26 protein-coding genes are annotated in these 24770 nt (G+C 56.9%); 19 read left to right on the top strand and 7 right to left on the bottom strand.

Annotation, left to right across the window (positions count from 1 at the left end; translation table 11 throughout):
* Positions 1 to 5: 5 nt before the first annotated feature.
* The 13 genes from uppS to AC2FJZ_RS16785 all read left to right on the top strand — a co-directional run bounded on the left by uppS (position 6) and on the right by AC2FJZ_RS16785 (position 11848).
* Entirely contained in the window at positions 6 to 737 is a 732-nt protein-coding gene (uppS, locus tag AC2FJZ_RS16845; protein ID WP_496669817.1) for an undecaprenyl pyrophosphate synthase, read from the top strand.
* Positions 734 to 1516, top strand: a complete 783-nt coding sequence (locus tag AC2FJZ_RS16840) for a phosphatidate cytidylyltransferase (RefSeq protein WP_496669819.1) — start codon at positions 734 to 736, stop codon at positions 1514 to 1516. The genes uppS and AC2FJZ_RS16840 overlap by 4 nt, the downstream gene beginning before the upstream one ends.
* Positions 1516 to 2688, top strand: a complete 1173-nt coding sequence (gene dxr / locus AC2FJZ_RS16835; protein WP_496669821.1) for a 1-deoxy-D-xylulose-5-phosphate reductoisomerase — start codon at positions 1516 to 1518, stop codon at positions 2686 to 2688. Before AC2FJZ_RS16840 ends, dxr begins: the two co-directional genes overlap by 1 nt.
* 4 nt (positions 2689 to 2692) lie before the next feature.
* Positions 2693 to 4045 carry an RIP metalloprotease RseP gene (gene rseP, locus AC2FJZ_RS16830; RefSeq protein WP_496779067.1) on the top strand — a complete coding sequence of 451 codons (1353 nt, stop codon included), beginning with the start codon at positions 2693 to 2695 and terminating at the stop codon, positions 4043 to 4045.
* Positions 4046 to 4126: 81 nt separating this feature from the next.
* Complete coding sequence (locus tag AC2FJZ_RS16825) at positions 4127 to 4270, top strand: hypothetical protein (protein WP_172677849.1); 144 nt, start codon at positions 4127 to 4129, stop codon at positions 4268 to 4270.
* A 128-nt stretch (positions 4271 to 4398) separates the two neighbouring features.
* Positions 4399 to 6759 carry an outer membrane protein assembly factor BamA gene (bamA, locus tag AC2FJZ_RS16820; RefSeq protein WP_496779066.1) on the top strand — a complete coding sequence of 787 codons (2361 nt, stop codon included), beginning with the start codon at positions 4399 to 4401 and terminating at the stop codon, positions 6757 to 6759.
* Positions 6760 to 6801: 42 nt separating this feature from the next.
* Positions 6802 to 7344 carry an OmpH family outer membrane protein gene (locus tag AC2FJZ_RS16815; protein ID WP_496779065.1) on the top strand — a complete coding sequence of 181 codons (543 nt, stop codon included), beginning with the start codon at positions 6802 to 6804 and terminating at the stop codon, positions 7342 to 7344.
* Positions 7345 to 7416: 72 nt separating this feature from the next.
* The gene (gene fabZ, locus AC2FJZ_RS16810; protein WP_050602398.1) at positions 7417 to 7890 is read left to right on the top strand and encodes a 3-hydroxyacyl-ACP dehydratase FabZ; all 474 of its coding nucleotides are present in this window, start codon (positions 7417 to 7419) and stop codon (positions 7888 to 7890) included.
* Positions 7887 to 8672 carry an acyl-ACP--UDP-N-acetylglucosamine O-acyltransferase gene (lpxA, locus tag AC2FJZ_RS16805; RefSeq protein ID WP_496779063.1) on the top strand — a complete coding sequence of 262 codons (786 nt, stop codon included), beginning with the start codon at positions 7887 to 7889 and terminating at the stop codon, positions 8670 to 8672. Before fabZ ends, lpxA begins: the two co-directional genes overlap by 4 nt.
* Positions 8673 to 8676: 4 nt before the next feature.
* A complete protein-coding gene (locus AC2FJZ_RS16800; protein WP_496779062.1) occupies positions 8677 to 9471 on the top strand; it encodes an LpxI family protein in 795 nt (264 codons plus the stop codon).
* Entirely contained in the window at positions 9471 to 10637 is a 1167-nt protein-coding gene (gene lpxB, locus AC2FJZ_RS16795; RefSeq protein ID WP_496669835.1) for a lipid-A-disaccharide synthase, read from the top strand. The genes AC2FJZ_RS16800 and lpxB overlap by 1 nt, the downstream gene beginning before the upstream one ends.
* Positions 10630 to 11205, top strand: a complete 576-nt coding sequence (locus tag AC2FJZ_RS16790; protein ID WP_496669837.1) for a hypothetical protein — start codon at positions 10630 to 10632, stop codon at positions 11203 to 11205. The genes lpxB and AC2FJZ_RS16790 overlap by 8 nt, the downstream gene beginning before the upstream one ends.
* A 97-nt stretch (positions 11206 to 11302) precedes the next feature.
* Positions 11303 to 11848 carry a carboxymuconolactone decarboxylase family protein gene (locus tag AC2FJZ_RS16785; RefSeq protein WP_496779060.1) on the top strand — a complete coding sequence of 182 codons (546 nt, stop codon included), beginning with the start codon at positions 11303 to 11305 and terminating at the stop codon, positions 11846 to 11848.
* Here the strand turns inward: AC2FJZ_RS16785 and mnmA are convergent.
* Positions 11845 to 12990 (bottom strand): tRNA 2-thiouridine(34) synthase MnmA, encoded by a 1146-nt coding sequence (gene mnmA / locus AC2FJZ_RS16780; protein WP_496779059.1) that lies wholly within the window; start codon positions 12988 to 12990, stop codon positions 11845 to 11847. The genes AC2FJZ_RS16785 and mnmA overlap by 4 nt on opposite strands.
* A 130-nt stretch (positions 12991 to 13120) precedes the next feature.
* On the opposite strand from mnmA, the gene sciP reads away from it, so the two are divergent.
* From sciP to AC2FJZ_RS16755, 5 genes are all read left to right on the top strand, one after another.
* The gene (gene sciP / locus AC2FJZ_RS16775; protein ID WP_496779057.1) at positions 13121 to 13414 is read left to right on the top strand and encodes a CtrA inhibitor SciP; all 294 of its coding nucleotides are present in this window, start codon (positions 13121 to 13123) and stop codon (positions 13412 to 13414) included.
* A gap of 86 nt (positions 13415 to 13500) precedes the next feature.
* Positions 13501 to 14217 (top strand): response regulator transcription factor CtrA, encoded by a 717-nt coding sequence (ctrA, locus tag AC2FJZ_RS16770; protein ID WP_050602406.1) that lies wholly within the window; start codon positions 13501 to 13503, stop codon positions 14215 to 14217.
* Between the two features lie 123 nt (positions 14218 to 14340).
* Complete coding sequence (gene ligA, locus AC2FJZ_RS16765) at positions 14341 to 16593, top strand: NAD-dependent DNA ligase LigA (protein ID WP_496779055.1); 2253 nt, start codon at positions 14341 to 14343, stop codon at positions 16591 to 16593.
* Positions 16590 to 18680: an ATP-dependent DNA helicase RecG gene (gene recG / locus AC2FJZ_RS16760; protein ID WP_496779053.1), complete on the top strand. Its 2091-nt coding sequence runs from the start codon at positions 16590 to 16592 to the stop codon at positions 18678 to 18680. Before ligA ends, recG begins: the two co-directional genes overlap by 4 nt.
* A 112-nt stretch (positions 18681 to 18792) precedes the next feature.
* The gene (locus AC2FJZ_RS16755) at positions 18793 to 18915 is read left to right on the top strand and encodes a hypothetical protein (protein WP_256364009.1); all 123 of its coding nucleotides are present in this window, start codon (positions 18793 to 18795) and stop codon (positions 18913 to 18915) included.
* Positions 18916 to 19097: 182 nt separating this feature from the next.
* Here the strand turns inward: AC2FJZ_RS16755 and AC2FJZ_RS16750 are convergent, their stop codons facing one another.
* The gene (locus AC2FJZ_RS16750; protein ID WP_050602409.1) at positions 19098 to 19736 is read right to left on the bottom strand and encodes a MarC family protein; all 639 of its coding nucleotides are present in this window, start codon (positions 19734 to 19736) and stop codon (positions 19098 to 19100) included.
* 58 nt (positions 19737 to 19794) lie between these two features.
* Complete coding sequence (locus tag AC2FJZ_RS16745) at positions 19795 to 20247, bottom strand: iron-sulfur cluster assembly scaffold protein (RefSeq protein ID WP_496779051.1); 453 nt, start codon at positions 20245 to 20247, stop codon at positions 19795 to 19797.
* 67 nt (positions 20248 to 20314) lie between these two features.
* Here AC2FJZ_RS16745 and hisI point away from each other — a divergent pair, with 67 nt between their 5' ends.
* Positions 20315 to 20686: a phosphoribosyl-AMP cyclohydrolase gene (hisI, locus tag AC2FJZ_RS16740; RefSeq protein ID WP_496779049.1), complete on the top strand. Its 372-nt coding sequence runs from the start codon at positions 20315 to 20317 to the stop codon at positions 20684 to 20686.
* 10 nt (positions 20687 to 20696) lie between these two features.
* Here hisI and gluQRS read toward each other — a convergent pair whose 3' ends face one another.
* From gluQRS to AC2FJZ_RS16720, 4 genes are all read right to left on the bottom strand, one after another.
* A complete protein-coding gene (gluQRS, locus tag AC2FJZ_RS16735; protein ID WP_496779047.1) occupies positions 20697 to 21578 on the bottom strand; it encodes a tRNA glutamyl-Q(34) synthetase GluQRS in 882 nt (293 codons plus the stop codon).
* Positions 21575 to 22189: a class I SAM-dependent DNA methyltransferase gene (locus tag AC2FJZ_RS16730; protein ID WP_050602413.1), complete on the bottom strand. Its 615-nt coding sequence runs from the start codon at positions 22187 to 22189 to the stop codon at positions 21575 to 21577. The genes gluQRS and AC2FJZ_RS16730 overlap by 4 nt, the downstream gene beginning before the upstream one ends.
* A 37-nt stretch (positions 22190 to 22226) precedes the next feature.
* Complete coding sequence (gene trmFO, locus AC2FJZ_RS16725) at positions 22227 to 23567, bottom strand: methylenetetrahydrofolate--tRNA-(uracil(54)-C(5))-methyltransferase (FADH(2)-oxidizing) TrmFO (protein ID WP_496779045.1); 1341 nt, start codon at positions 23565 to 23567, stop codon at positions 22227 to 22229.
* Between the two features lie 255 nt (positions 23568 to 23822).
* On the bottom strand, positions 23823 to 24608 hold the full coding sequence (locus tag AC2FJZ_RS16720) for an enoyl-CoA hydratase (protein ID WP_496779043.1): 786 nt from the start codon (positions 24606 to 24608) through the stop codon (positions 23823 to 23825).
* Between the last annotated feature and the right edge of the window lie 162 nt (positions 24609 to 24770).

Below are 24770 nucleotides of genomic sequence, written 5' to 3'. Positions count from 1 at the left end.
GTTTGATGCCCAAAGATCCCCAACCCGAACTGCTCTGCGGCCCGCGTCACGTCGCCATCATCATGGATGGCAATGGTCGCTGGGCTCAGGCGCGTGGCCGCCCCCGGCTGTTCGGTCATCACGCCGGTGCGCGTCGGGTTCGCGAGATCGTCGAAGCCTGCCCAAGATTGGGGATCAAGTATCTGACCGTTTTTGCGTTTTCGACTGAAAACTGGAAGCGGACACAGGTTGAAGTGGCGGGGCTGATGAGCCTGTTTCGCCGGTACATCATCAAAGAAACCCGGACGCTGGCTGAAAACGGCGTACGCGTACGATTTATTGGTGACCGCGTGCGGTTGGACACAAAACTGACCGAATTGATGGATGCTCTGGAACAAGAAACAAAGAACAATGACCTCGTTCATCTGACCGTGGCGCTAAACTATGGTGGCCGGGATGAAGTGGCGCGCGCCACGAAAAGACTGGCGCGGGATGTCGCTGAAGGACGGTTGAAACCTGACGAGGTGGATGAGGAGACGTTGCCTAAGTATCTGGATACGCGTGTACTTCCTGACCCCGATCTTGTCGTACGTACCAGTGGTGAAGCGCGAATTTCAAACTTTCTTTTGTGGCAGTCCGCCTATTCTGAGTATGAGTTCATCAATACCCTGTGGCCGGATTTCACCGCCACCGAGCTTGAACGGCTATGTCGCAATTTCGGCTCGAGAGAACGCCGGTTCGGAGCGGTTCTGGCATGAGCGAGGGCCGATGGTCTGACCTGACGGCGCGAGTTCTTTCGGCAGCGGTACTGGTCGCGATCGGCGCGATTGAGGTGTGGCTGGGTGGCGTGTGGTTCGAAACCTTTATTGCGGTCGCCTGTGGTTTGATGGCCTGGGAATTGGTGCGCATGATCGAGCCCCAAAGCCCTGGCGTGGCCGTTCAATTGGGTATTCTTACAAGCGCGTCGGTTCTGCTGAGCTATCATTTGCCGCCAGTTTATACACTGCCCGTGGTGATCGCGCCCGCCTTGGTGGGTATGGGGCAGTTGAGCCGGTCGAAAATTCTGTATGCGTTGTTTGCAGTTTGGATCGTTGGGGCTGGACTAGGCTTTATCTCGATCCGTGAGAATTCTGGCTTTGGCTGGATGGTTTGGCTGATTGCGGTCGTGGTTGCGACGGATGTTGCAGGCTATTTTGTAGGCAAAGCGATAGGTGGCCCCAAGTTTTGGCCTAAGGTGAGTCCGAAAAAGACATGGTCGGGTACGGCAGGGGGTTGGGCGGCTGCTGCTTGCGTCGGGATTGTCTTTGCGGCCCATGCCGGTTTCGGAGTGGCCTTCGTTATTGTTTCGGTTTTGGCCTCAATGGCCAGTCAGGCTGGTGATATTGTCGAAAGTGCGGTCAAACGCAAGTTTGGAGTCAAAGACAGTTCAAACCTGATCCCGGGCCATGGCGGCTTTTTGGATCGCTTTGATGGTATGATGGGCGCTGCCTTGTTTGTTCTGATCGCGGGGCTGATCTATGCGCCAGGTGGAATGTAATGCGCAGGGTTTCTATTCTCGGATCCACGGGCTCGATCGGGCAAAACACAATCGACCTGATCGCCCGCGCGCCAGACGACTACGAGGTCGTGGCTTTAACGGGCGGCTTAAACATCCAGAAGCTGGCCGATGATGCATGCCGTTTGGGGGCCGAACTGGCTGTGACGGCGCATGAAGACAGGTTGGATGATCTGCGTACAGCTCTGGCCGGCAGCGGCGTCGAAGCGGCGGCAGGGGCACGTGCGATTGCGGAAGCTGCCGCACGCCCTGCGGATTGGGTCATGTCTGCCATCGTGGGTGCCGCGGGACTGGCACCAGGACTTGAAGCGCTGAAACAGGGGGCAACGCTGGCGCTTGCCAACAAAGAAACGCTGGTCTGTGCCGGGTCTTTGGTTTTGCGCACGGCCAAGGCGCACGGCGCGCAATTGCTGCCGGTCGATAGCGAGCATTCAGCCGTGTTTCAAGCGCTGGTCGGAGAGGACATCGGCGCGGTGGAGCGTGTGATCATTACGGCCAGCGGCGGCGCTTTCCGCGACTGGCCGTTGGAAGAACTGGCCAATGCAACGGTTGAACAGGCGTCCAGTCACCCGAATTGGGACATGGGACAGCGCATTACGATCGATAGCGCGTCCATGTTCAACAAGGCTCTGGAAGTGATTGAAACCCATGAGTACTTTGCCGTTTCGCCTGAACAAATCGAGGTCTTGGTTCACCCGGAATCGATTGTGCATGCGATGGTCGGGTTTCGGGATGGTGCGATGATGGCCCATATGGGCGAACCAGATATGCGTCATGCCATCGGGTATGCCCTGCACTGGCCAGAACGGCGTGAGCTTCCTGTGAAACAACTTGATCTTGCGAAACTGGGGCAGTTGAATTTCAAGGCACCGGATCTGACGCGGTATCCTGCGCTGAAATTGGCGTGGGATGTTATGGATCGTGGTGGTCTGGCGGGCGCTGTTTTCAACGCCGCCAAAGAACGTGCGTTGGACCATTTCATTGCGCGCAGGATCGGATTTCTTGACATGGCAGATGCTGTGGCGGCGGTTCTGGACCGCTTTGATGTCGCAGACAGCCTTATTGATGCCCCGATGACCCTTGATAACGTACAGCAAACGGACCATTTGGCACGACAATGGGTCGATGACACCGTGGTGGAACGAGCAGGATAGAATTTTGGACGTACTTTCGCTGATACCGCAATTTGGCAATCTTCTTTGGACGATTGTGGCTTTTGTCATCGCGCTGTCGGTCATCGTGGCCGTGCATGAATACGGTCATTACATTGTCGGACGGTGGTCAGGCATCCATGCTGAGGTATTCTCGATCGGGTTCGGGCCGGTATTGTGGAGCCGTGTCGACAAGCGTGGCACCCGCTGGCAGATCGCGCTGTTACCATTTGGTGGATATGTGAAATTTCTGGGTGATGCCAATGCCGCGTCGGGCAAGGATGACGAGGCGATGGGCGAGATCGCGACCCAAAGCCCGGAAGAGTTGCGGCGCACCATGCATGGGGCCCCTTTATGGGCGCGGGCTGCCACAGTGGCGGCTGGACCGGCGTTCAATTTCGCCATGTCCATTTTGGTCTTTGGTATGATCTTTTGGTCCCAGGGGGTATCGCGCGAGCCGTTGACCGTGGGTTCTCTGCAACCTCTGCCCGGGACGGTACAGGAGCTGCGGGAAGGCGATGTGATCACTGCAATCGCAGGCATCCCGACACCGGATTATGATGAAGAGGGTGCTTGGCAGGATTTCATCGATGCGCTGCTCGTGGAACCGGTTCTGAACTATACGGTAATCCGCGATGGCGAAACGATGGATGTTCAGGCCCCCTGGATGTTCCCGCCGCTGATCAGACAGGTGGCTCCGCGCAGTGCTGCCATGGATATCCAGCTTGAGCAGGGGGATGTCATCACCGCCGTGAACGGCGAGCCTATCTATGCCTTCGATCAGCTGAAGGACTTCGTCGAAAGCTCGGATGGAAAGGTTCTGTTATTGGATGTTTGGCGGGAAGGGTCGGACCTGGAGTTTGCTCTGGCCCCGCGCCGCACGGATGAACCGAAACCGGAAGGTGGTTTCGTCACACATTGGCGGATCGGGATTGTCGGCGGCATGATGCTGGACCCAGCAACGGAACCCGCTGGTATCTACGATTCCCTGCGTGGTGGTTTCATTCAGACGGGTCGCATTATCGAAGGGTCTCTGTCTGGTATGTGGCATATGGTGACGGGTGCGATCAGTACCTGCAACATTTCCGGTCCGATTGGGATTGCCGAAACCTCGGGCGCGATGGCCAGCCAGGGGGCGCAGAACTTTATCTTCTTCATCGCTGTTCTCTCGACAGCTGTCGGCTTGCTGAACCTGTTCCCGATCCCAGCCTTGGACGGCGGTCATCTGGTGTTCTACGCCTATGAAGCTGTCGCCGGCAAACCACCCAGTGACAGAGCGCTTCGGATTCTCATGGCGCTTGGAATCACCTTTATCCTCTCGCTGATGGTTTTGTCGGTCAGTAACGATCTGTTCTGCTGATTGTGGCGCGCGGCGCAGAATTGGGCCGCATTCCCGCCTTATTTCACGGCTATAGTCTTTCGCGTTGAAAAGGGTATTGCCATGACCAAAGCGCTCAAAAAATCCTACCAGGGCTTCAGCTTTCTGTTCCTTTTGAACTGGGATGTTTTTTTGAGTTTTGCGATGACCGCTCTGGCGCTGGCATGTGCAGCTTACTTAGCCGGTGTCTATCTGGCCGGATTGTGATTCTTACTTAAATCGACAACTCCCCCCGATCTGGCTGCGTGCCCGAGTGCTTCTATTTCGCCTTTTGACAAGCTCATTCAATCCCGTTACTCAGCATTAAAGACGTAAAATTCTGGGTAGAGCGCAAAATGACTGACAGGCGAGACGCGGGCACATCCTGCGGGGGGCAAATGCCGACAAACAATATTTTGTGGCAGGCGCTAACGGTTCTTTTCCTTTTTGTTGCAGCGAGTTCGACCGCATTTCCGAACGCTGCGCAGGCGCAGAACTTCACGATCAACTCCTTCCAGGTTGAGGGCAACCGCCGGATCGAAACCGGTACGATTATCGCCCGAACGGGAATCGAACCGGGCCAGACGGTCACAGCCGGACAGATCAATGACGCCTATCAGCGTTTGCTTGACAGTGGTGTATTTGAAACAGTTGAGCTAACGCCAAGTGGCACGACTCTGGTCATCGAAGTTCAGGAATACCCCACGATCAACCAGATCAGCATCGAAGGAAACTCACGCGTCAAAGACGACGTTCTGCTCGACGTCATTCAATCCGAACCGCGCCGCGTATTTACCGCTCAGGTCGCTGAATCGGATGCAGACACTATAGCCGAAGTGTATTCGGCACAGGGCCGGGTGGCCGCAACTGTCATCCCTCGGATCATTCGCCGCAGTGATAACCGTGTCGATCTGGTTTTCGAAGTATCGGAAGGTACAACCATCGAAGTTGAGCGTGTCAGCTTTGTCGGCAACCGGGCCTTTTCGGATCGCCGTTTGCGCCGCGTTCTTGAGACCAAACAGGCGACATTCCTGCGGACTTTCTTCCGTAACGACACGTTTATCGGCGACCGCATCGAGTTCGACAAACAGGTCATCCGCGATTTCTACCTGTCGCGCGGCTATATCGATTTCCGTGTGAATAGTGCCAATGTCGAGTTTACCCGCGAGCGGGATGCATTCTTTCTGGTGATGAACGTTACCGAAGGTCAGAAATTCTCGTTCGGCAAAATCACGACGGTCAGCGAAATTCCGGGCATCAACGCCGCCGATTATCAAGATGCGCTGAAGATCAAACCGGGCGTGACCTATACGCCCACGCTGATTGAAAACTCGATCGCCCGCCAGGAACGTCTGGGCGTCAAGCAAGGCGTGGACTTTCTGCGGGTCGAGCCGCGTATCACGCGCAATGACCGCGACCTGACACTGGATGTGGAATTCGTACTGACAAAAGGTCCGCGCATCTTTGTTGAACGGATCGATATCGAAGGCAACACCACCACGCTGGACCGCGTCATCCGCCGTCAGTTTGACACGGTAGAGGGCGACCCGTTCAACCCCCGCGAAATTCGTCAGGCTGCCGAACGGATCAATGCTTTGGGCTTCTTCGCCAACGCGGATGTCGAGCCGCGTGAAGGGTCGTCACCCAGCCAGGTGATCCTGGATGTGGATGTGGAAGAACAACCCACCGGTTCGCTCAGCCTGGGTGGTAGCTACTCGGTGACGGACGGTTTCGGGATCGCAATTGGTCTGAACGAATCCAACTTCCTGGGCCGTGGTCAGAACCTTGGTCTGACGATTTCGACCGCGCAGGATTCGGAGGAATACTCGATAAGCTTCACCGAACCTTACCTGTTGGGCCGAAAACTGCGTTTTGACCTGGGTTTGGGTTTGTCGGGAACAAACTCGGGCTTTGCCAGCTATGACACCAGTTCTTTGTTCTTCACCCCACAGCTGACTTATGCCATTGGCGAACTTTCGTCACTGCGACTGCGTTATGGTTGGGATCGCAGCGAGATGACGCAGCAGGACAACGAGGTAAACGGCGCGGTGATCTCGTCAGAGATTGCACAGGGCAAGCGGACATCCAGCACTCTGGGACTGTCCTACGTGTATGACAGCAGACGCGGTGGTCTGGATCCGAACTCGGGCATTCTGTTCGAAGTGGGTGTTGATGCGGCCGGTCTTGGCGGAGACAACAAGTTCTTCAAGACCACGGCGCGTGGTATTGCCCAAACCCGCGTTTGGAACGAAGAAGTTGTCTTGCGGGCCACGGTTGAGCTTGGCGCTTTGAACTGGACTGGCAATGATTTCAGCCGTGCCGTCGACCGTTTCGTGTTGGGGCCCAACACTTTCCGCGGGTTTGAACCTGCCGGTATTGGCCCACGTGATTTGTCCAATGGTCAGGATGACGCTATCGGTGGCAACTACTATTGGGTTGCCCGGTTCGAAACCGACTTCCCGTTGGGTTTGCCCGAAGAGTTGGGGCTGCGCGGTGGCTTGTTCTATGATGTTGGCAACCTTTACAACATCGACAATGTGAACACTGCAGGTGCAACTATCGTCGGCGCAAATGGCTCGATCCGTCATGTAATTGGTATATCGGTTCTGTGGGAAACGCCTTTCGGACCGCTGCAGTTCAACTTTTCACAGCCCCTCAAGAAAGAATCTTTCGACAAGGAACAGAACTTTGACCTGACCATTCAGGCCCGGTTCTGATCGCAGATGCTGAACAAGCTCTTGATGATAGCACGGGGCCCAATGCGGGCCCTGTGTGTTTTTTCGGTCCTTTTTGGTGCTCCTGTCGCGAAGGCACAGCAGCTGGGGGTGCCTCAGGCCAGTGTCGTCACGCTGTCCAGTGAGAAGCTGTTTTCGGATTCAGCGTTCGGTCAGCGCGTTCTACGTGAAGTCGAAACGGAAAGCGCTTTGCTGGCCGAAGAAAACGAACGGATCGTGGCTGAGCTCAGCCAGGAAGAAAAGCAACTGACAAAACAGCGAACATCCTTGCCGACCGAGGAGTTTCGCCCGCTGGCCGAGGCATTTGATGTCAAGGTTCAGTCTCATCGCGAAGGCCAGCGCGCCAAACTGGATGCGCTGGCCCAGCGCAGCGAAAAAGCGCAACAGACTTTTTTTGAGATCGTCCGTCCCATCCTCGTAGACTTGCTGCGTGAATTTGGTGCAAGCGTGATGATCGAACGTTCCAATGTGGTCGTCAGCACGGCCGACATTACCGAGGCCGCTATTGCCCGTATCGATGCTGCAATCGGTGATGGCAGCGCGCTGCAAGAGGACAACGGCGAATAGGGCTGCTTGCCCTTGGATTGCCGTATTGCTAACCACGCGGAAAAGAAACATCCAAAACGGGATATCTGATCAATGACCACGGAAACCAAAAGCGCCGACATTCAGCTGATCCAGAGGATCCTGCCGCATCGTTATCCGTTTTTGCTGGTCGACAAGGTGGTAGACATCTCGGGCTATCAGTCGGCTCGTGGTATCAAGAATGTGACCATGAACGAACCGCATTTTCAGGGACATTTCCCGGGCACGCCGATCATGCCGGGCGTCACAATTGTCGAAGCCATGGCCCAGACCGCAGGTGTCATGCTGGGTGTTGGCATGGATGTCATCGATACTGAGCTACTGATCTATTTCATGAGCATCGACAAGTGTAAGTTCCGCCGCAAGGTTGTGCCGGGTGACGTTCTTGAGATGCACGTCGAAACAGTCCGCGGCAAAAAGGGCGGCAAGCTTTTCAAGTTCAGCGGCCGGGCCACGGTTGAAGGCGAAGTGGCGGCTGAGGCCGAGTTTTCGGCCTATGTGGATTGGGACATGGAAAAAACAACATGAGCGGAATCCATCCCAGCGCAATTATCGAAGAGGGCGCTCAGATCGGGCAGGACTGCACCATCGGTCCGTTTTGCTACGTAGGTGCGCATGTCAAACTGGCGGATCGGGTTGAGCTGAAATCTCATGTGGTCGTCACCGGAGATACGTCGGTTGGCGAAGACACCGTCATCTTCAATTTCTCGGTAATTGGTGAAATCCCGCAGGACTTGAAATTCGGTGGCGAAAACACCCGACTCGAAATCGGACAACGGAACCGCATTCGGGAACATGTCACGATCAATACCGGCACCGATGGAGGTGGCGGCGTGACGCGGATCGGGGACGATTGCCTACTGATGGCAGGCGTTCACGTGGCTCATGACGTGCAGATCGGCAACCGCGTCATCATGGTCAACCATGCAGGTGCGGCTGGTCACTGTATCGTTGAAGACGATGTGATTGTCGGTGGCATCTCGGGCCTGCATCAATGGGTGCGAGTCGGGCGTGGCGCGATTATTGGTGCGCTGACCATGGTGCCCAAGGACGTTATTCCCTATGGCCTCGTGCAGGCATCACGTGGTGAGCTGGACGGCCTGAATCTTGTGGGTCTGAAACGTAAAGGCGTCTCGCGCGAGGATATTTCGGCGCTGCGCGCTGCGTTCAAGGAATTGTCCGAAGGCGATGGAACCTTCATGGACCGTGCCTCCCGGATCGGCGAAGGCAATGAAAGCGATTACGTGCAGCGGATCGTCGACTTTGTCACCGGGCACAGTGACCGCTCGTTCCTGACACCGGGGAAGTAAGCTTATGCTGGCGTTGATTGCGGGAACAGGGGCGCTGCCAACCGAAGTTGTGGCTCAGCTGACCGACCGACCTTTGATCTGCGCAATGGAAGGGTTTTTGCCTGACGATCTGAACGCAGATGTCGTGTTTCCGCTGGAGCAGTTGGGCAGCTTCATTGTTGATCTGAAAGCACGAGGCGTGACCCAGATTTGTCTGGCCGGTGCCGTTCGGCGTCCGCCCATTGACCCAAGTCGCATTGACGCAGCGACCCTGCCGTTGGTTCCGGTAATCCAAAGGGCGATCATGTCCGGCGATGACGGCGCTTTGCGTGCGGTCATCGGGATTCTTGAAAATGCAGGGCTGCAAATGCGTGCCGCGCACGAAATTGCGCCCGGTTTGCTTCCGCCTCTGGGGTGCCTGACGGATACGCAGCCGTCCGAGGCCGACATGGCCGATGCCGACCGTGCTGCTGGTATTCTGCGTGCAATGGGGGCTGCGGATACAGGGCAAGCCTGCGCTGTGTTAAATGGCCAGGCTCTGGCGATTGAAGGAATTTTTGGCACCGCCTGGATGCTGCAATCTCTGACACAACGACCGGATGCGGGCGGAGGTATTCTGTTCAAAGGGCCCAAACCCGATCAGGACCGGCGCGCCGACTTGCCTGCCATAGGACCCGATACCGTCAGTGACGCGGTCGCGGCTGGGTTGACCGGGATCGTATTGGAAAAAGGCGGTGTGCTTGTGTTGCGGCAAGAGCAGGTCATCGCCGAGTGCAACCGTCTGGGTCTGTTTCTGTACGTCCGCGAGCGGGCGGTCTGATGCGTGTCTTTCTGGTCGCCGGTGAACCCTCGGGCGACCGGCTGGGCGGCGCGTTGATGGAGGGGCTGAAGACTCTGATCCCCGATGTTGAATTTGACGGGATCGGTGGCCCGCTGATGGCGGCGCAGGGTCTGACCAGCCGGTTTCCCATGTCGGAACTCTCGGTCATGGGCCTTGTAGAAGTTCTGCCGAAGTTCTTCCATCTCAAGCGCCGGATATCTGAAACGGCGCAGGCCGTGCTGGACACGAAGCCAGATGTGTTGATCACCATCGACAGCCCGGATTTCAGTCTGCGTGTTGCCAAGATCGTTAAGGCCGCAAGCAACATCCGCACGGTTCACTACGTCGCCCCGAGTGTCTGGGCCTGGCGACCGGGACGGGCCGACAAGATGGCCAAGGTTATTGACCATGTGCTGGCGCTGCTTCCTTTTGAGCCGCCGTACATGGAGCGGGCAGGGATGGAGTGCGACTTTGTCGGCCATCCTGTGGCCAGTGAACCGATTGCCACCCCGGAAGAGATTGCAACATTTCGAAGCAGTTTTGATCTGGGCGACGCGCCAATCCTTCTGGCCTTGCCCGGGTCACGCCGGGGCGAGATCGAACGATTGGCGGACGCGTTCGGCGGGGCATTGCAGTTGTTTATGGAAGACCATGCAGATTATCGTGTGGTGATCCCGACTGTAGGCGCGACAACCGATCTTATCAAAGAACGGGTGGCGGACTGGCCCGGACGCCCGGTTGTGCTGGAGCCGCGTCACGAAGGTGCGGATCAGGCGCTGGCCTATAAGCGCGCAGCCTTCGGCGTCGCCGATTTGGCGCTTGCGGCGTCGGGGACAGTGTCGCTGGAGCTTGCAGCTCAGAACACGCCGATGGTCATTGCCTACAAACTCAACTGGCTGACGCAGAAGATGGCAGAACGGATGGTCAAACTGGACACTGTGACCCTGGTCAACTTGGTGTCAGATACGCGTGCAGTGCCGGAATGTCTGCTGGATGATTGCCAACCCGCAAAGATTGCTGACGCCTTGCGCAATGTGGTCAACGCCCCGGACGCGCAACAGCATGCCATGAGCCTGACCATGGAAAGATTGGGTCGAGGTGGCGAAGACCCCGGCTTGCGTGCAGCGCGGGCCGTACTGGACAGAATGCAGGTCGACTATGCTTGATCATGCGCTGTTCGCGGTGTCTGCCGGAATCGCGGTGATCTCCACCAATCTCGACAATCTGGCCGTCTTGCTGGGCCTGATTTTGGTCATGGAACAACGCCGCGCCATCATTGGCTTTGCGGTCGCCCAGACACTTGTTCTGACCTTGGCGATGACCGTGGCACTTGGCCTGAACCAAAGCGGTATTCCGTTCTGGATCGGATATCTGGGCATCGTGCCCCTGGTTTTTGGGTTGCGCGGCATCTGGAAGCAGTATCGCAACGTTGAAGCGCGGGAAACAGAGTCCAAAGGGGCCGTGACCTCGGTGGTGACGCTTTTCCTGAGCCTCTCGATCGACAGTTTTGCGGTTATGACGCCTCTGCTTGCAGACTCGGCACCAACTTATCGCGTTGCTGCGCTGGTTGGCGCTGTCGCGGCAGCCACCGCACTTGTTGCTGTCGCGGCCTGGGGTGCGCCTCGCGCCAAGAGCCTCGGCCCCCGTGTCGCCCGCTTGGATCGGATCGCCCCGTATATCATGGTCTGTGTCGGGCTTTATATTCTCTTCAACTCGCCCACGGATATTGTGTGATCGGCAGGAGACGCGTCGTGTCTCGTATATGTGATCTCTATCCGGCTGTTGTAGGGGCAGCGGCCTGGGGTATCTTGGCCAATAAAGGAGCTTTGCCATGACTCGCATTCCCCCATTGTCGGATCAGGAGATGACTGAAGAGGCGCGCGCGTCCCACGCGGCTTTGGGCGCGTATGGCCCGTTCGATAACTGGGCACGTGTGGCGGCTTATTGTCCACCCGTTCTGGACCACGTTACAGGAATGCTAACGACCTTGCGCGAACAGCAGAACCTACCGCGGCGAGCGCTGGAACTGGCGATGGTAACGGTATCGAAGCTCAACGCCTGCGATTATTGCGTTTCACATCACACACCGCTGCTGACCGTCGCAGGCCTGAGCCCAGAAGGCGCCGCGCGTCTGCCGAACGTTGAGGATCATCCAGAGCTGGACGCCTGTGATAAAGCCGTGGTGCGCTATGCCGAGGCTGTGACGACACGATCCGGCCGTATGCGGGACGCTGAAGTGTCTGACCTGCGGGAGTGGTTCGCGGACGCGCAAATCGTTGAGCTGACCTGGCGCATCGCTTTGTGCGGTGCCTTCAACCGCTTCAACGATGCGCTTCAGATCCAGATCGAAACCGAGGTTGAACCGGTTTCGGCTTAGTATCCACGCCAGATCCAGCCGCCGCCAAAGATGCGGCTGCCTTCACCTGTATAGAACACACAGGCCTGACCCGGTGAAATACCTTCCTCGGGCGTTAGCAGCTCGACCTCGGCTGTGGTGTTCGACAGCGGGCGGATGATTGCTTCACGCGGGGGGCGGGTCGAGCGGACCTTGACCTTCAGGTGCCATTCATCACGCGACGTGAAGGATTCATCACCCAGCCAGTTGATCTCGCGCACCGGAACGACACGTGTAGCCAGCATCTCTTTGGGGCCGACAACAACCTGTTTCTTATCGACGTCCAGCTTAACGACGTACAGCGGCTCAGTCAGGCCGCCGATGCCAAGACCGCGCCGTTGCCCGATAGTGTAGTGAATCACCCCATTATGTTGCGCCAGAACGCGACCGTCGGCGTGAACGATCTCACCGGGTTCTGCCGCACCCGGGCGCAGTTTTTCAATCACGCTGGCATAATTGCCGTTGGGCACGAAGCAAATGTCCTGACTGTCGGGCTTGTCGGCCACGGACAACCCGTATTGCGCCGCCATCTCACGCGTTGCGTCTTTTGAGGGCAGGTGACCCAGAGGGAAACGCAGGAAATCCAACTGCTCCGGCGTGGTCGAAAACAGGAAGTAGGATTGATCGCGGTTCGCATCCTCGGCGCTATGCAGCTCGGGTCCGTTGGGGCCCATCTTGCGCTGGATATAGTGGCCGGTGGCCATGCAGTCGGCCTCAAGATCCTTGGCGGTTTCCAGAAGATCCTTGAACTTCACCCGTTCATTGCAGCGAATGCACGGCACAGGGGTTGCACCCGCCAGATAGCTGTCGGCGAATTCGTCGATCACGGCGTCTTTGAAGATGTTCTCATAGTCCAGAACATAATGCGGAAAGCCGCGCTCTTCAGCCACGCGGCGGGCATCGTGGATATCGATCCCGGCGCAGCACGCGCCTTTCTTGGCCAGGGCTGCGCCGTGGTCATAAAGCTGCAGCGTAACACCCACGACGTCATAGCCCTGATCAGCCAGATAAGCCGCCACAACAGAGCTGTCGACGCCACCCGACATCGCAACAACCACCCGCGTTTCCGAGGGTGGCTTTGCAAAACCAAGCGAGTTCAGCGGAGTCTCGGTATCGAGGGCCATGAGCAGTTCCGTTTCGGGTTAAAGAAGACTGCCGGAATATAAGAAAATTCTACACATTCTCAAGGGGCGGTTTCACACGGTCTTAAGTAGCCTGATGTCAGCTGTGATGCAGTAATAAAAGGGTTGAAAGATGTTTTTGCACAAAGTTGAAGGCCCTCGGTCAGTGACACTCCCCGACGGCTCCATACTGACACGCGCTGATCTACCGCCTGCGGATACACGGCGTTGGGTGGCTTCGCGCAAAATTCTGGTCGTGCGTGGAGTGCTTTACGGCCTGATCAGCTTGTCCGAAGTAAAAAAGAATTACGGTATCAGCGATGAAGAATTCAACGGCTGGGTGTCCCTCGTTGCAGAGCATGGGGTCCAGGCGTTGAAGGCCACCGCGCTAAAAAAATATCGACAACCTAGAGGAGAGTGTGAATAAATGATTCAACGGTAACGTCAGATTAACCATTCTTGTTCAGGTTTAATTTTAATTGGAATTGTTGACCCGAATTGGAGCAGTAAGAAATGCGCATACTTCTTGTCGAGGATGATCCGACTACGTCGAAAAGCATTGAATTGATGCTGACACACGCGAACCTGAACGTCTATGCAACGGATCTTGGCGAAGAAGGCATCGATCTGGCGAAGTTGTACGATTACGATCTTATATTGCTGGATCTGAACCTGCCGGACATGAACGGGCATGAGGTGCTGCGCCAGTTGCGCATCGCACGGGTTGAAACACCGATCCTGATCCTGTCAGGGGCCGATGACACGGAAAGCAAGATCAAAGGCTTTGGCTTTGGCGCAGATGATTACCTGACCAAACCCTTCCATCGCGAAGAACTGGTGGCGCGCATTCATGCCATTATCCGCCGGTCGAAAGGACATTCGCAGTCTATTATCCATACCGGTCGTGTTGCGGTTAATCTGGATGCCAAAACCGTGGAAGTGGATGGAAAGACTGTTCACCTGACCGGCAAGGAATATCAGATGCTTGAACTGCTCAGCTTGCGCAAGGGCACGACCCTCACAAAAGAGATGTTCCTGAATCACCTCTACGGCGGCATGGATGAACCCGAACTGAAGATCATCGACGTGTTCATCTGTAAACTGCGCAAAAAGCTCAGCAATGCGACTGGCGGCGAGAATTATATCGAAACCGTCTGGGGGCGTGGGTATGTGCTGCGCGACCCGCAAAGCAACACTCTGGACGAGACGCGGATGGCTGTCGGCCTCTGATTTGAACCACCTGTGCCGCTGGTGGTCCAGGGCGGCACTTTGCACTCACGGCTCAGCACGTCTGGACCTGGCCATGGCCTCGCCCTATCACTGAGGTCCAAGAACGCGTGACAGGGCGAGGCCATGAGCAATTCTATTTCCATCTCTGATCTGACCGAAGACCAAGCGCGCGCCGAATTGGCGCGCCTGGCGGATGTGTTGTCTCGGGCGAACACGCTGTATCACGGGGCAGATGCGCCCGAGATTTCAGATGCGGAATACGATGCGCTGAAACGCCGGAATGCCGAGATCGAGGCACAGTTCCCGAACCTCAAACGCAGCGACAGCCCAAGCGAACAGGTCGGAGCCCGCGCAGCAGACGGGTTTTCCAAGGTCACGCATGCCATGCGCATGATGTCGCTGGGCAATGCCTTTGACGATGAAGATGTGGCCGATTTCGACCGTTCGATCCGAAAATACCTCGGGTTGGCCGCGGACACGCCGCTGGCTTTCACAGCAGAGCCCAAGATTGATGGCTTATCCTTGTCCTTGCGATACGAGGATGGCGAACTGGTTCAAGCCGCAACTCGTGGAGATGGTGAAGTCGGTGAGAATGTCACCGCCAACGCCCGCACGGTCTCGGATATTCCGCAAAGGATCGAGGGCGCACCGGCTGTGCTAGAGGTGCGGGGCGAGGTCTATATGTCCCACGCGGATTTCGAGGCGCTGAATGCCCGACAGACAGAGCGGGGCGGAAAGCCTTTTGCCAATCCACGTAACGCAGCGGCCGGGTCTTTGCGGCAACTGGATTCGGAAATCACACGGTCCCGTCCTCTGAAGTTTTTCGCCTATGCTTGGGGAGAACTGTCAGAGCCCATGGCTGACACGCAAATTGGGGCGATTGATCGGCTGAAATCGCTTGGGTTTTCAACGAATGATCTGACCCGCCTATGCGCAACGACTCAAGAGATGTTAGAGCATTATCAGGATATTGAGGCGCAACGTTCAACCTTGGGGTATGACATCGACGGTGTTGTTTACAAGGTCAACGACTTGTCGCTCCAGGCGCGCTTGGGGTTCCGCTCGACCACACCGCGATGGGCAATTGCGCATAAATTTCCCGCCGAACTGGCCTGGACGAGGCTGGAGGCGATCGACATTCAGGTTGGTCGCACCGGCGCGCTCAGTCCTGTGGCTCGGTTGCATCCAGTGACAGTTGGCGGTGTTGTGGTGTCCAACGCGACCTTGCACAACGAAGATTATATTGCCGGGCGTGATGCCAAGGGCGGTACGATCCGTGAGGGTAAGGATATCCGTATCGGCGACTGGGTACAGGTCTATCGTGCGGGTGACGTGATCCCGAAAGTGTCAGATGTAGACCTTTCGAAACGCCCGTCTGATGCTCAGCCTTTTGCGTTCCCAACCCTCTGCCCAGAATGTCAAAGTGCAGCGATCCGCGAGGAAGGCGACGCCGTGCGCCGCTGTACAGGTGGCTTGATCTGCCCCGCGCAGGCTGTTGAAAAGTTGAAACATTTCGTCTCGCGCAAAGCGTTTGACATCGAAGGTCTGGGTGCAAAACAGATCGAGATGTTCTACGATGATCCGGTCCTGCCGATAAATACGCCTGCGGATATCTTCACACTGGAACCGCGCGACAAGGGTAATCTGGCCCGGTTGAAAAACCGGGATGGATGGGGGGAGACTTCGGCCGGAAATCTGTTTGCTGCGATTGACGAAAAACGGACAATTCCGTTTGCGCGCCTGTTGTTTGCCTTGGGTATTCGACATGTGGGTGAGGTCGGCGCGCGTGATCTGGCGCTGTATTACCGCGAGTGGGATACCATGGCGCAAGCGCTGGACGCAGCGCGCCCGGCCGCTCTGGCTCAACGGCAAGCCGAAGAGGCGGAAGATTCTGAACGGGCAGCGGCGCTGGCCGAAGACCGCCGTGCCCGCGTCAAAGAAGTACGTGATGCGGCCATTGTAGCAGCCTGTGTTCCTTCAGAGGCTAATGCGGCTTGGTCTGATCTGATCGGTATCGATGGGATCGGCGCAACGCTTGGTCTGTCTCTGTCCGACGCATTTGCAAATCAGGAAGAGAGGCGCGCATTTGACACGTTACGCAAGGAACTGACGGTCGTTGCACCAGATGCGCCCGCGTCGGATAGTCCAGTGGCAGGCAAAACTGTTGTGTTTACCGGAACGTTGGAAAAGATGACGCGCGCCGAAGCCAAGGCTCGGGCCGAAGCGTTGGGGGCTAAAGTTTCAGGCTCGGTCAGCAAGAAAACCGATATTCTGGTTGCAGGTCCTGGCGCTGGATCGAAAGCGAAAAAGGCCGCAGAACTGGGAATCGAAACCTTGGATGAGGATGGCTGGCTACAGCTGGTCGAAGGCGCATGAGCGGACGGCCCGAGCAGCTTTTCCCGCTTTTTGCGGGTTTGGAGACGCTGGACGGTGTCGGCCCAAAGACTGCGCAGGTCATGGCACAGACTGGCGTGGAAAGCCCGCGCGATGTTCTGTTTGGTCTGCCATACGCGGTGGTTGATCGGCGCAGGCGCGATACGATTCAGCGCGCTGATCTTCCTGCCACGTTGACAGTTGAAGTGACGGTGGGCACGCATCGCCCGCCGCGCAACAAGGGTGGGGCCTATCGCGTTCATGTCGAAGACAGTCAGGCCGATTTCCAGCTGGTCTTCTTTCATGCGCGCGGGGATTATCTGAAAAAGGTGCTGCCTGAGGGATCGCGCCGGGTGGTTTCAGGAAAGTTGGAATTGTTCGACGGATTGGCCCAGATGGTGCATCCGGACCACATGCTACCGGTCGAACAGGCCCAAGAAATCCCGGAATTCGAACCGGTCTATCATCTGACACAAGGGTTGACCCAGAAAACCGCGTTCAAGGCCAGCCGCAGCGCGTTGGCGCGCGCGCCCGAGCTTGAGGAATGGATCGACCCTGCGCAGGTGGCGCAACAAAACTGGCCGGATTGGGCTTCGGCCATTCAAGCCGGGCACAACCCTCAAGGGGCGGATGACGTCGCCCCGTTTGCACCCGCGCGGCAGCGTTTGGCCTATGACGAGCTTTTTGCGCATCAGTTGACACTGGCCTTGGCCCGCCAACGGGAACGAAAATCCCGTGGAATCGTCAGCGTTGCGACGGGAGCTTTGCAATCCAAGGTGCTGGACAGCCTTCCTTATCGCCCGACCGGAGCCCAAAGCCGCGCGGTCGCGGAAATCTCGGCAGATATGGCATCAGACGCTCGGATGAACCGGCTGCTTCAGGGCGATGTGGGGGCGGGTAAGACACTGGTGGCTTTCATGGCCTTGCTGATTGCGGTCGAGGCCGGCGGGCAGGGGGTGATGATGGCCCCAACCGAGATACTTGCGCGCCAGCATCTGGAAGGGTTGCGGCCATTGGCCGAAGAGGCCGGGGTGGTGTTGGAACTGCTCACCGGACGCGACAAAGGTGCCGAGCGTCGCGCCAAGCTTGAGGCTCTGAAACAGGGCAATATTCATATTCTGGTGGGCACCCATGCCGTGTTTCAGAGTGATGTGGAATTCAAGGCTCTGCGACTGGCAGTCGTAGACGAACAGCACCGGTTTGGCGTTCGGCAGAGGATGGAGTTGTCAGAAAAGGGGCAGGGTGCCGACGTTCTGGTAATGACGGCGACGCCGATTCCACGCAGTCTGGCGCTTGCGCAATATGGGGACATGGATGTCTCGGTGCTGGACGAAAAGCCGCCGGGACGTAAACCGATCAAGACGGCGATTGTCACCACCCAGCGCATGGATGAGGTCGTTTCGCATCTGCGTCGCGCGATTGAAGAAGGGCGCCAGTGTTATTGGGTCTGTCCGTTGGTCGACGAATCCGAAGTCTCGGACCTGACCGCAGCCGAAGAACGGTTCAAACGCCTGCGCGCTATTTTGGGGGAAGGCGTGGTAGGGCTGGTTCATGGTCAGATGCCACCCGCCGACAAGGACGCGGCCATGAGCGCCTTTCAGACCGGCGAAACCAAGGTTCTGGTGGCGACGACCGTTATCGAAGTTGGGGTCAACGTGCCCAACGCCACGATCATGGTCATTGAGCGGGCCGAGATTTTTGGCCTGGCCCAGCTGCACCAATTGCGTGGTCGTGTGGGGCGCGGCGACGCGGACTCGACGTGCCTGTTGATGTATCAACCGCCGCTCAGCGACGGCGGGCGCAAACGGTTGGAGGTTCTGCGCGAAACCGAAGACGGGTTCCGCATTTCCGAAACCGATCTGGAAATGCGCGGGGCCGGGGACCTGATCGGAACAGCGCAGTCGGGCCTGCCAAAATTCCGCATTGCCGATCTGGAACGTCAGGCTGGATTGATGGCTGTGGCCCAATCTGATGCCCGGGCTTTGCTGACTGCCGACCCCAAACTGACCTCAGACCGGGGACGTGCGGCGCGTGTTCTACTTTGGCTGATGAAACAGGATCAGGCGATCCGTTTGATTTCAGTGGGTTAGGCGAGAAGTTCCGAAAAGTTCACAAATGTTCTCAAAAAGTTCTTTACCGACTCGGGTAAATATGAGAACAAAAGGTCAACAAAGGATTAAAACTCTGACCGGAGGTGACCCTATGCTGACCCAGATCAAGACCGCTTTCAGCCGCGCGCAATCGACCATCTTTCAGGATGCAGTTGGCGTGATGTCCTTGGTCGTGATCCTGATGGTGGCCCTTCACTTGCCGGTTGGTTTCTAAGCCTTTCTGCCTGCGATCTCGTGCCGAAAAACCGCGCTGTCATCCCCATTTCAGTCAAGGGTGACCTGCCTGTCCCAAACCCCTTGAGGGGCCATGCCTCGGCCCCGCGCGGTGAACCGGACCCCACACGAGACACGCAATGCCTGCCGCCGCCCTTTCGCCCGGAAGGTGCGGCGGTTTTTTTATAGCTGGCCGGTTTTGAAAATCTCAAGCAACGCGGACAGGACGGAGTTGACCGCAACCGAGGCCAGGATCATCCCCATGATACGGCTTATGATCGCCGCACCCGAATGACCGATCAGGCGAATGATCGGCTCCGCCAGAAGCATCAGAACAAAAGCAACCAACAGTACGGACAGCATGACCAAAGCAGTGATTCCCTGGTCCGTTGCACTGTACCGGTGGTTATCCGTCAGGATCACGACGGCCAGCATCGCCCCGGGTGAGGCCAGTGAGGGCACGGCGAGGGGAAAGATCGCCGGATTTTGCTTGTGATACTTGTCTTCCTGATCTTCTTCAGCTTGCCGCTGCTCGATCTCTTGTTTGCTTTCGCCGAAGATCATAGTCAGCGCAAAAAGGAACAGGATGATGCCGCCTGCCACCTGAAAGGAATTCAGGCCTATATCCAGCGCCTCAATCAGCAATTGTCCGAAAACCAGGAAGAAAAGAAGAACCCCGGCACTGATGAGCGACGCCAACAAAGCCGTTTTGCGTCGAGATGCTGCGGTGAGGCCTGCGGTGACAGCGATAAATACAGGAATTGTCCCAATCGGGTCGATGACGACCCAAAGCGTCACGAAATGTTCAAGCAAATTGTTCAAACCCACCCCTCCTTAAATCTTAGCGGAAGGTAAACGGGTTTACCTTAAATAGCTACAATCAGGCGCAGTGCGCCTGTTCCGCCTGCGCCATGGCTTCGGCCGTGGCGTCCAATACCAGCAGGATCGAGGCGTGCCGGTTCTTGTAGTCCCTTGCAGGCATCAGAACCTCAAGGCCGTCAAAGGGCGCATCCGGGGCAGGCCCGTCTTTCTTGAGCATGGCGGTTAGTTGGCCGCGCGCAGCTTCGATTTGAGCGCGGGTCGTGCCAATGATAGCATCCCCGACAACCGCAGCCGAGGCTTGACCCAAGGCGCAGGCTTTGACGTCCTGACCAAAGGCACTGACACGACCGTCTTGAACCTTCACATCCACCGTCACGGTCGAACCGCACAGCGGCGAGCGTTTCTTGACCGTCGCGTCCGGGTTGTCCAGACGGTCCAGATGCGGAATATCCGCCGCCAGCGCCAGAATGCGCCCAGAGTACAACTTGATCAGATCGTTCTCGCCGCTCATGGCTTTCCCTCGTCGTGTGTTCCTCATACATAGTGGTCACCCCACCGGATGCAAAAGGTTTTTCGAGATGACTGATACCGTCGTGTTTGATCCAGCGACCCTGAAATACAATGACGCCGGCCTGATCCCGGCCATTGCGCAGGACGATGTGTCAGGCGAGGTTCTGATGATGGCATGGATGAATGCCCAGGCTGTTGAAAAGACGCTGGAAACGGGCAAGGTGACCTATTGGTCGCGGTCGCGTCAATCTTTCTGGATCAAGGGCGAAACCTCGGGGCATGTGCAGGAGTTGGTGGATTTTCGGATCGATTGTGATCGGGATTGCCTACTGGTTCTGGTGCGTCAGACCGGGGCCGCCTGCCACACCAATCGCCGAACCTGTTTCTACACAGCTGTTCGTGATGGGAACGAGACAGAACTGATGGCTCCTATGGAGTAAGAGTGCCAGATCAAAGCCCGACCAGGCACCGAATATCTGCAGGGCTGGCCCCTTCAGCGCGATATTTCGAGATCGCGCGCGCATCGTCGCGCTTGGCCAATCGTTTGCCTGCATCATCACGGACCAGATCGTGGTGAAAATACGCGGGCGTTGGCAAGTCCAGCAGCGCTTGAAGCAGAACATGAATGCGGGTGGCTTCGAACAAATCCTGACCTCGGACCACCTGCGTGATTACTTGCGCGGCGTCGTCAAGGACAACGGACAAATGGTAAGACGTACCCATGTCTCGACGGGACAGAACAACATCGCCGACGGTTGCTTCCAATTCATCAGGGGTGAAGGCTATCGTTCCGGTTTCCCCGTCAGGCCCTGAACTGAATTCGGTGAATTGAAACCTGGAACTGTCGTGAATCGCTTGGCAAGCTTTGGAAATGTCCAGCCGCACTGCTTCGTGTTTTGGACGAGGGTGCTGGGTTAAGTCTTTGCCTGCATGCAAATTTCGACAAGTTCCGGGATAGATTATTCCGTCCGGCCCGTGCAGCGGTGCGCCTTCCTGCGGAGCGCTGGCTGCAGCGGCAATATCTTTGCGGTTACAGGTGCAGGGATACAGAAAGCCCTGCGCCCAGAGGTGATTCAGGGCAGCGTCGTAGACCGCCATGCGATCCGACTGGCGCATAACCGGACGTGGCCAATTCAGGCCCAGCCAAGCCAGATCATCATAGATCTGATCCTCCCAATGCTGTCGCGAACGAGATTGGTCGATATCCTCGATCCGCAGCAAGAATTGACCACATTCAGCTGTGGCCATGTCGCTGGCTATCAATGCGGAATAAGCGTGTCCCAGATGAAGTGGCCCGGTTGGGGAAGGCGCGAAGCGCGTTATAAGAGTCACGCTTTTTCTAATACATACACGTCAGAGTTAAGGTTGATGCCGGGCAAATGTGGCCCATGTTCACGAAACAGCAAACGTGCAGCCCCCATGTCGACCCAATCGGTGATGCGGCATGTGAATGTGTGATCTGCCAGCGCGTGATCATTCAAAGACAACGCAAACAGTCCTCCTTTGGGTAAAGCGTGCATCAAAACGTCGAATGTCTCTGGCGGTGCTGCACCCTGACCGATGGCACCGATGGCCGTGATAACTGAATAGGCATCACGCTTGAGTGGAGCAGGCTTGGTGATATCAAAGCCGGTCAGCGTTTTGTAAACACCTTTAGCCTTTGCTTCTTCCAGCATTTTGGGGGTGGGGTCCATGCCATCGATGATTTCAAACCCGACTGCGCGCAAAGCCTGACCGGAAAGTCCGGTTCCACATCCAAAATCCAGAATCCGAGTTTCAGGGTGGGGGTGGACAGACCACAAAGCCGCCGCTACGCGACCCGGGGTGACGTACCCGTGATCTTCGACCTCTTCATCATAGGTCGCGGCCCAGTTCTTGTAATGCGATTCAGTCTCTTGTGGCGTGCCGAGGTTGTAAGTGCTGTCTAGGAACTTGTCGGTCATAACTGCATGCTAAGCCGAGACCACATTGTGCGTCCAGTCAGCAATGCTCCAACCAGGTGCTCCATTCCGACTTGGCACGGTCCGTATAGGCTTTGTATCGGTCCTTCCGACCCCGCCGCCCACCTTTCAGGCCGTCTACTGGTCGGAATAGGCCAAAGTTCACATTCATTGGCTGAAATGTCTTGGCCTCGGCCCCGCCCGTGATGTGATGGATCAAGGCGCCCATAGCGCTGTCTTGTGGCAATTCCGGCAGGTCGCGGCCCAAGATTTCGGCAGCGGCCAGACGCCCGGCCAGCAACCCCATTGCGGCGCTTTCGACATAGCCCTCAACACCTGTGATCTGCCCGGCAAACCGGATGTTGGGTTTCGATTTCAACCGCATCTGCGCATCAAGCAGCGTGGGCGAGTTGATGAACGTGTTGCGGTGAATGCCGCCCAATCGTGCGAAACTTGCGTTCTCAAGGCCGGGGATCATACGGAACACCTCGGTCTGGGCGCCATATTTCATCTTGGTCTGGAACCCCACGATATTGAATAGTGTGCCCAATGCGTTGTCACGGCGCAGTTGCACCACGGCATAAGATTTCACGTCCGGCGCATGCGGATTGGTCAAGCCAACAGGTTTCATCGGACCATGGCGCAAGGTCTCACGCCCGCGTTCTGCCATGACTTCGATGGGCAGGCAGCCGTCAAAGTAGCCAGCTGTTTCTCCTTCGTGAAACTCGGCCTTGTCAGCGGCTAAAAGCGCGTCGATGAACGCCTCATACTGATCGCGGTCCATCGGACAGTTCAGATAGGCTGTGCGCTCTTCTTCAGTCTCGCCCTTATCATACCGCGATTGCATCCAAGCCTTCGACATATCGATGCTTTCGGCATAGACGATGGGGGCAATGGCATCAAAGAAGGCCAGCGCCTCGGCACCTGTTTCCGTGCGGATTGCTTCACTCAGCGCAGGCGAGGTCAGAGGCCCGGTTGCAAAGATCCATTGGCCATCATCGGGCAGGGCGGTCACTTCTTCGTCCGTGACCGATATACGCGGATGGGCGCGGAGTTTTGCAGTGACGCTTGCGGCAAAGGGATCGCGATCCACCGCCAGAGCCCCTCCGGCGGGCAGGCGATGGGAATCAGCGGTTGTCATGATCAGCCCGTTGGCGGCCCGCATTTCCCAATGCAACAGGCCCACCGCGTTCTGTTCGTCATCATCCGACCGGAACGAGTTGGAGCACACCATTTCAGCCAGATTGCCGGTTTGATGGGCAAATGTGCCAACCGTGGGGCGCATTTCGTGGATCACCACGTCAACGCCCATTTCAGCCGCTTGCCACGCCGCCTCGGATCCGGCCATTCCGCCGCCTACAATATGCAAAACTTGTGTCATGCGCTGCCACATAGGGCAGACCACAATCGGGCGCAACTCAGCCAGCGCTGATTTAGCCAATTTTAAAGGGGAATCTTGGGGTCGCCGCTGCGGGAATGTCAGCGCTGGTGAGAGAGACCAGCTGGAGGGACCTTCCGCCCACGACGACCCAAAAGTGTCCTGAGGCCTCAGCCTCGACCCAGCTTTGCCACAGAGTCGCCGTTTTGAAAAGTGCTAAAATCAAAACAGTGGCAAAAAATATGCAAAACAATTGCCTCATTGGGTCCAATTCGGAGGGCGTTTTTCAATAAAGGCGGAAATGCCTTCTTCTGTATCCCGGTGCAGCATATTCTGCGCCATTACGTCTCCGGTATAGGCATAGGCCTGATCCAAAGGCATCTGAAGCTGTTGATAAAACGCTTCTTTCCCGATTTTGACGGCGGCCCCAAGCTTGGAGGCAACCAGTTCGGCCAGTGTGTCGGCCTCATGTTCCAGCAACATTTCCGGGACGGCGCGATTGATCAGCCCAAGCTCTGCGGCGCGCTCGGCTGAGATGAATGTGCCAGTGGTCAGCATCTCAAAAGCCTGTTTCCGGGGTATATTGCGGCTCAGCGCAACCATGGGGGTCGAGCAAAACAGTCCGATATTCACGCCGTTCACACCAAATCGCGTGCCTTCGGCCGCAATGGCCATGTCGCAGGTCGCCACCAACTGGCAACCGGCGGCCGTGGCAATGCCATGGACCTGAGCTATCACGGGCTGGGGCAGGGATTGAATTGACATCATCATCCGGGCGCAGCGCGCAAACAGATCCTGGAAATAGGCTTTGCCTCCATCCTCGGATTGACGTCCGGCCGTCATCTGCTTCAGGTCATGCCCCGCGCAGAACGCTTTTCCAGCACCTGCCAGGATCACCGCGCGGATGGTTCTGTCATCGCGCAAGGCATCAAGTTCGGCCTGAAGCGCTTCCAGCATCTCTTCGCTCAGTGCGTTTAACCGCTCTGGGGCGTTCATTATAAGCCGCGCAACTGCGCCTGTGTCGTTACGTTCCAGAATTGCCATCTTGCCCTCCGATCCCAAGTTGGGCCAACTCTAGGTCGGGAAGAGCAGGAGGGAAAGTATGGCTTTGGCAATGAATCGGGATGAACTGTCGCAATACCTCAACGAGGTGTTCCCTCAGGTGCATCAGGACTTTGTTGTCGAAGATCTGACGGAGGACACCAT

This window comes from Ruegeria sp. CDSA079, assembly GCF_059612245.1.
Note: the sequence above shows the minus strand (reverse complement) of the source record. Positions and strands in the feature narration are given on the sequence as shown.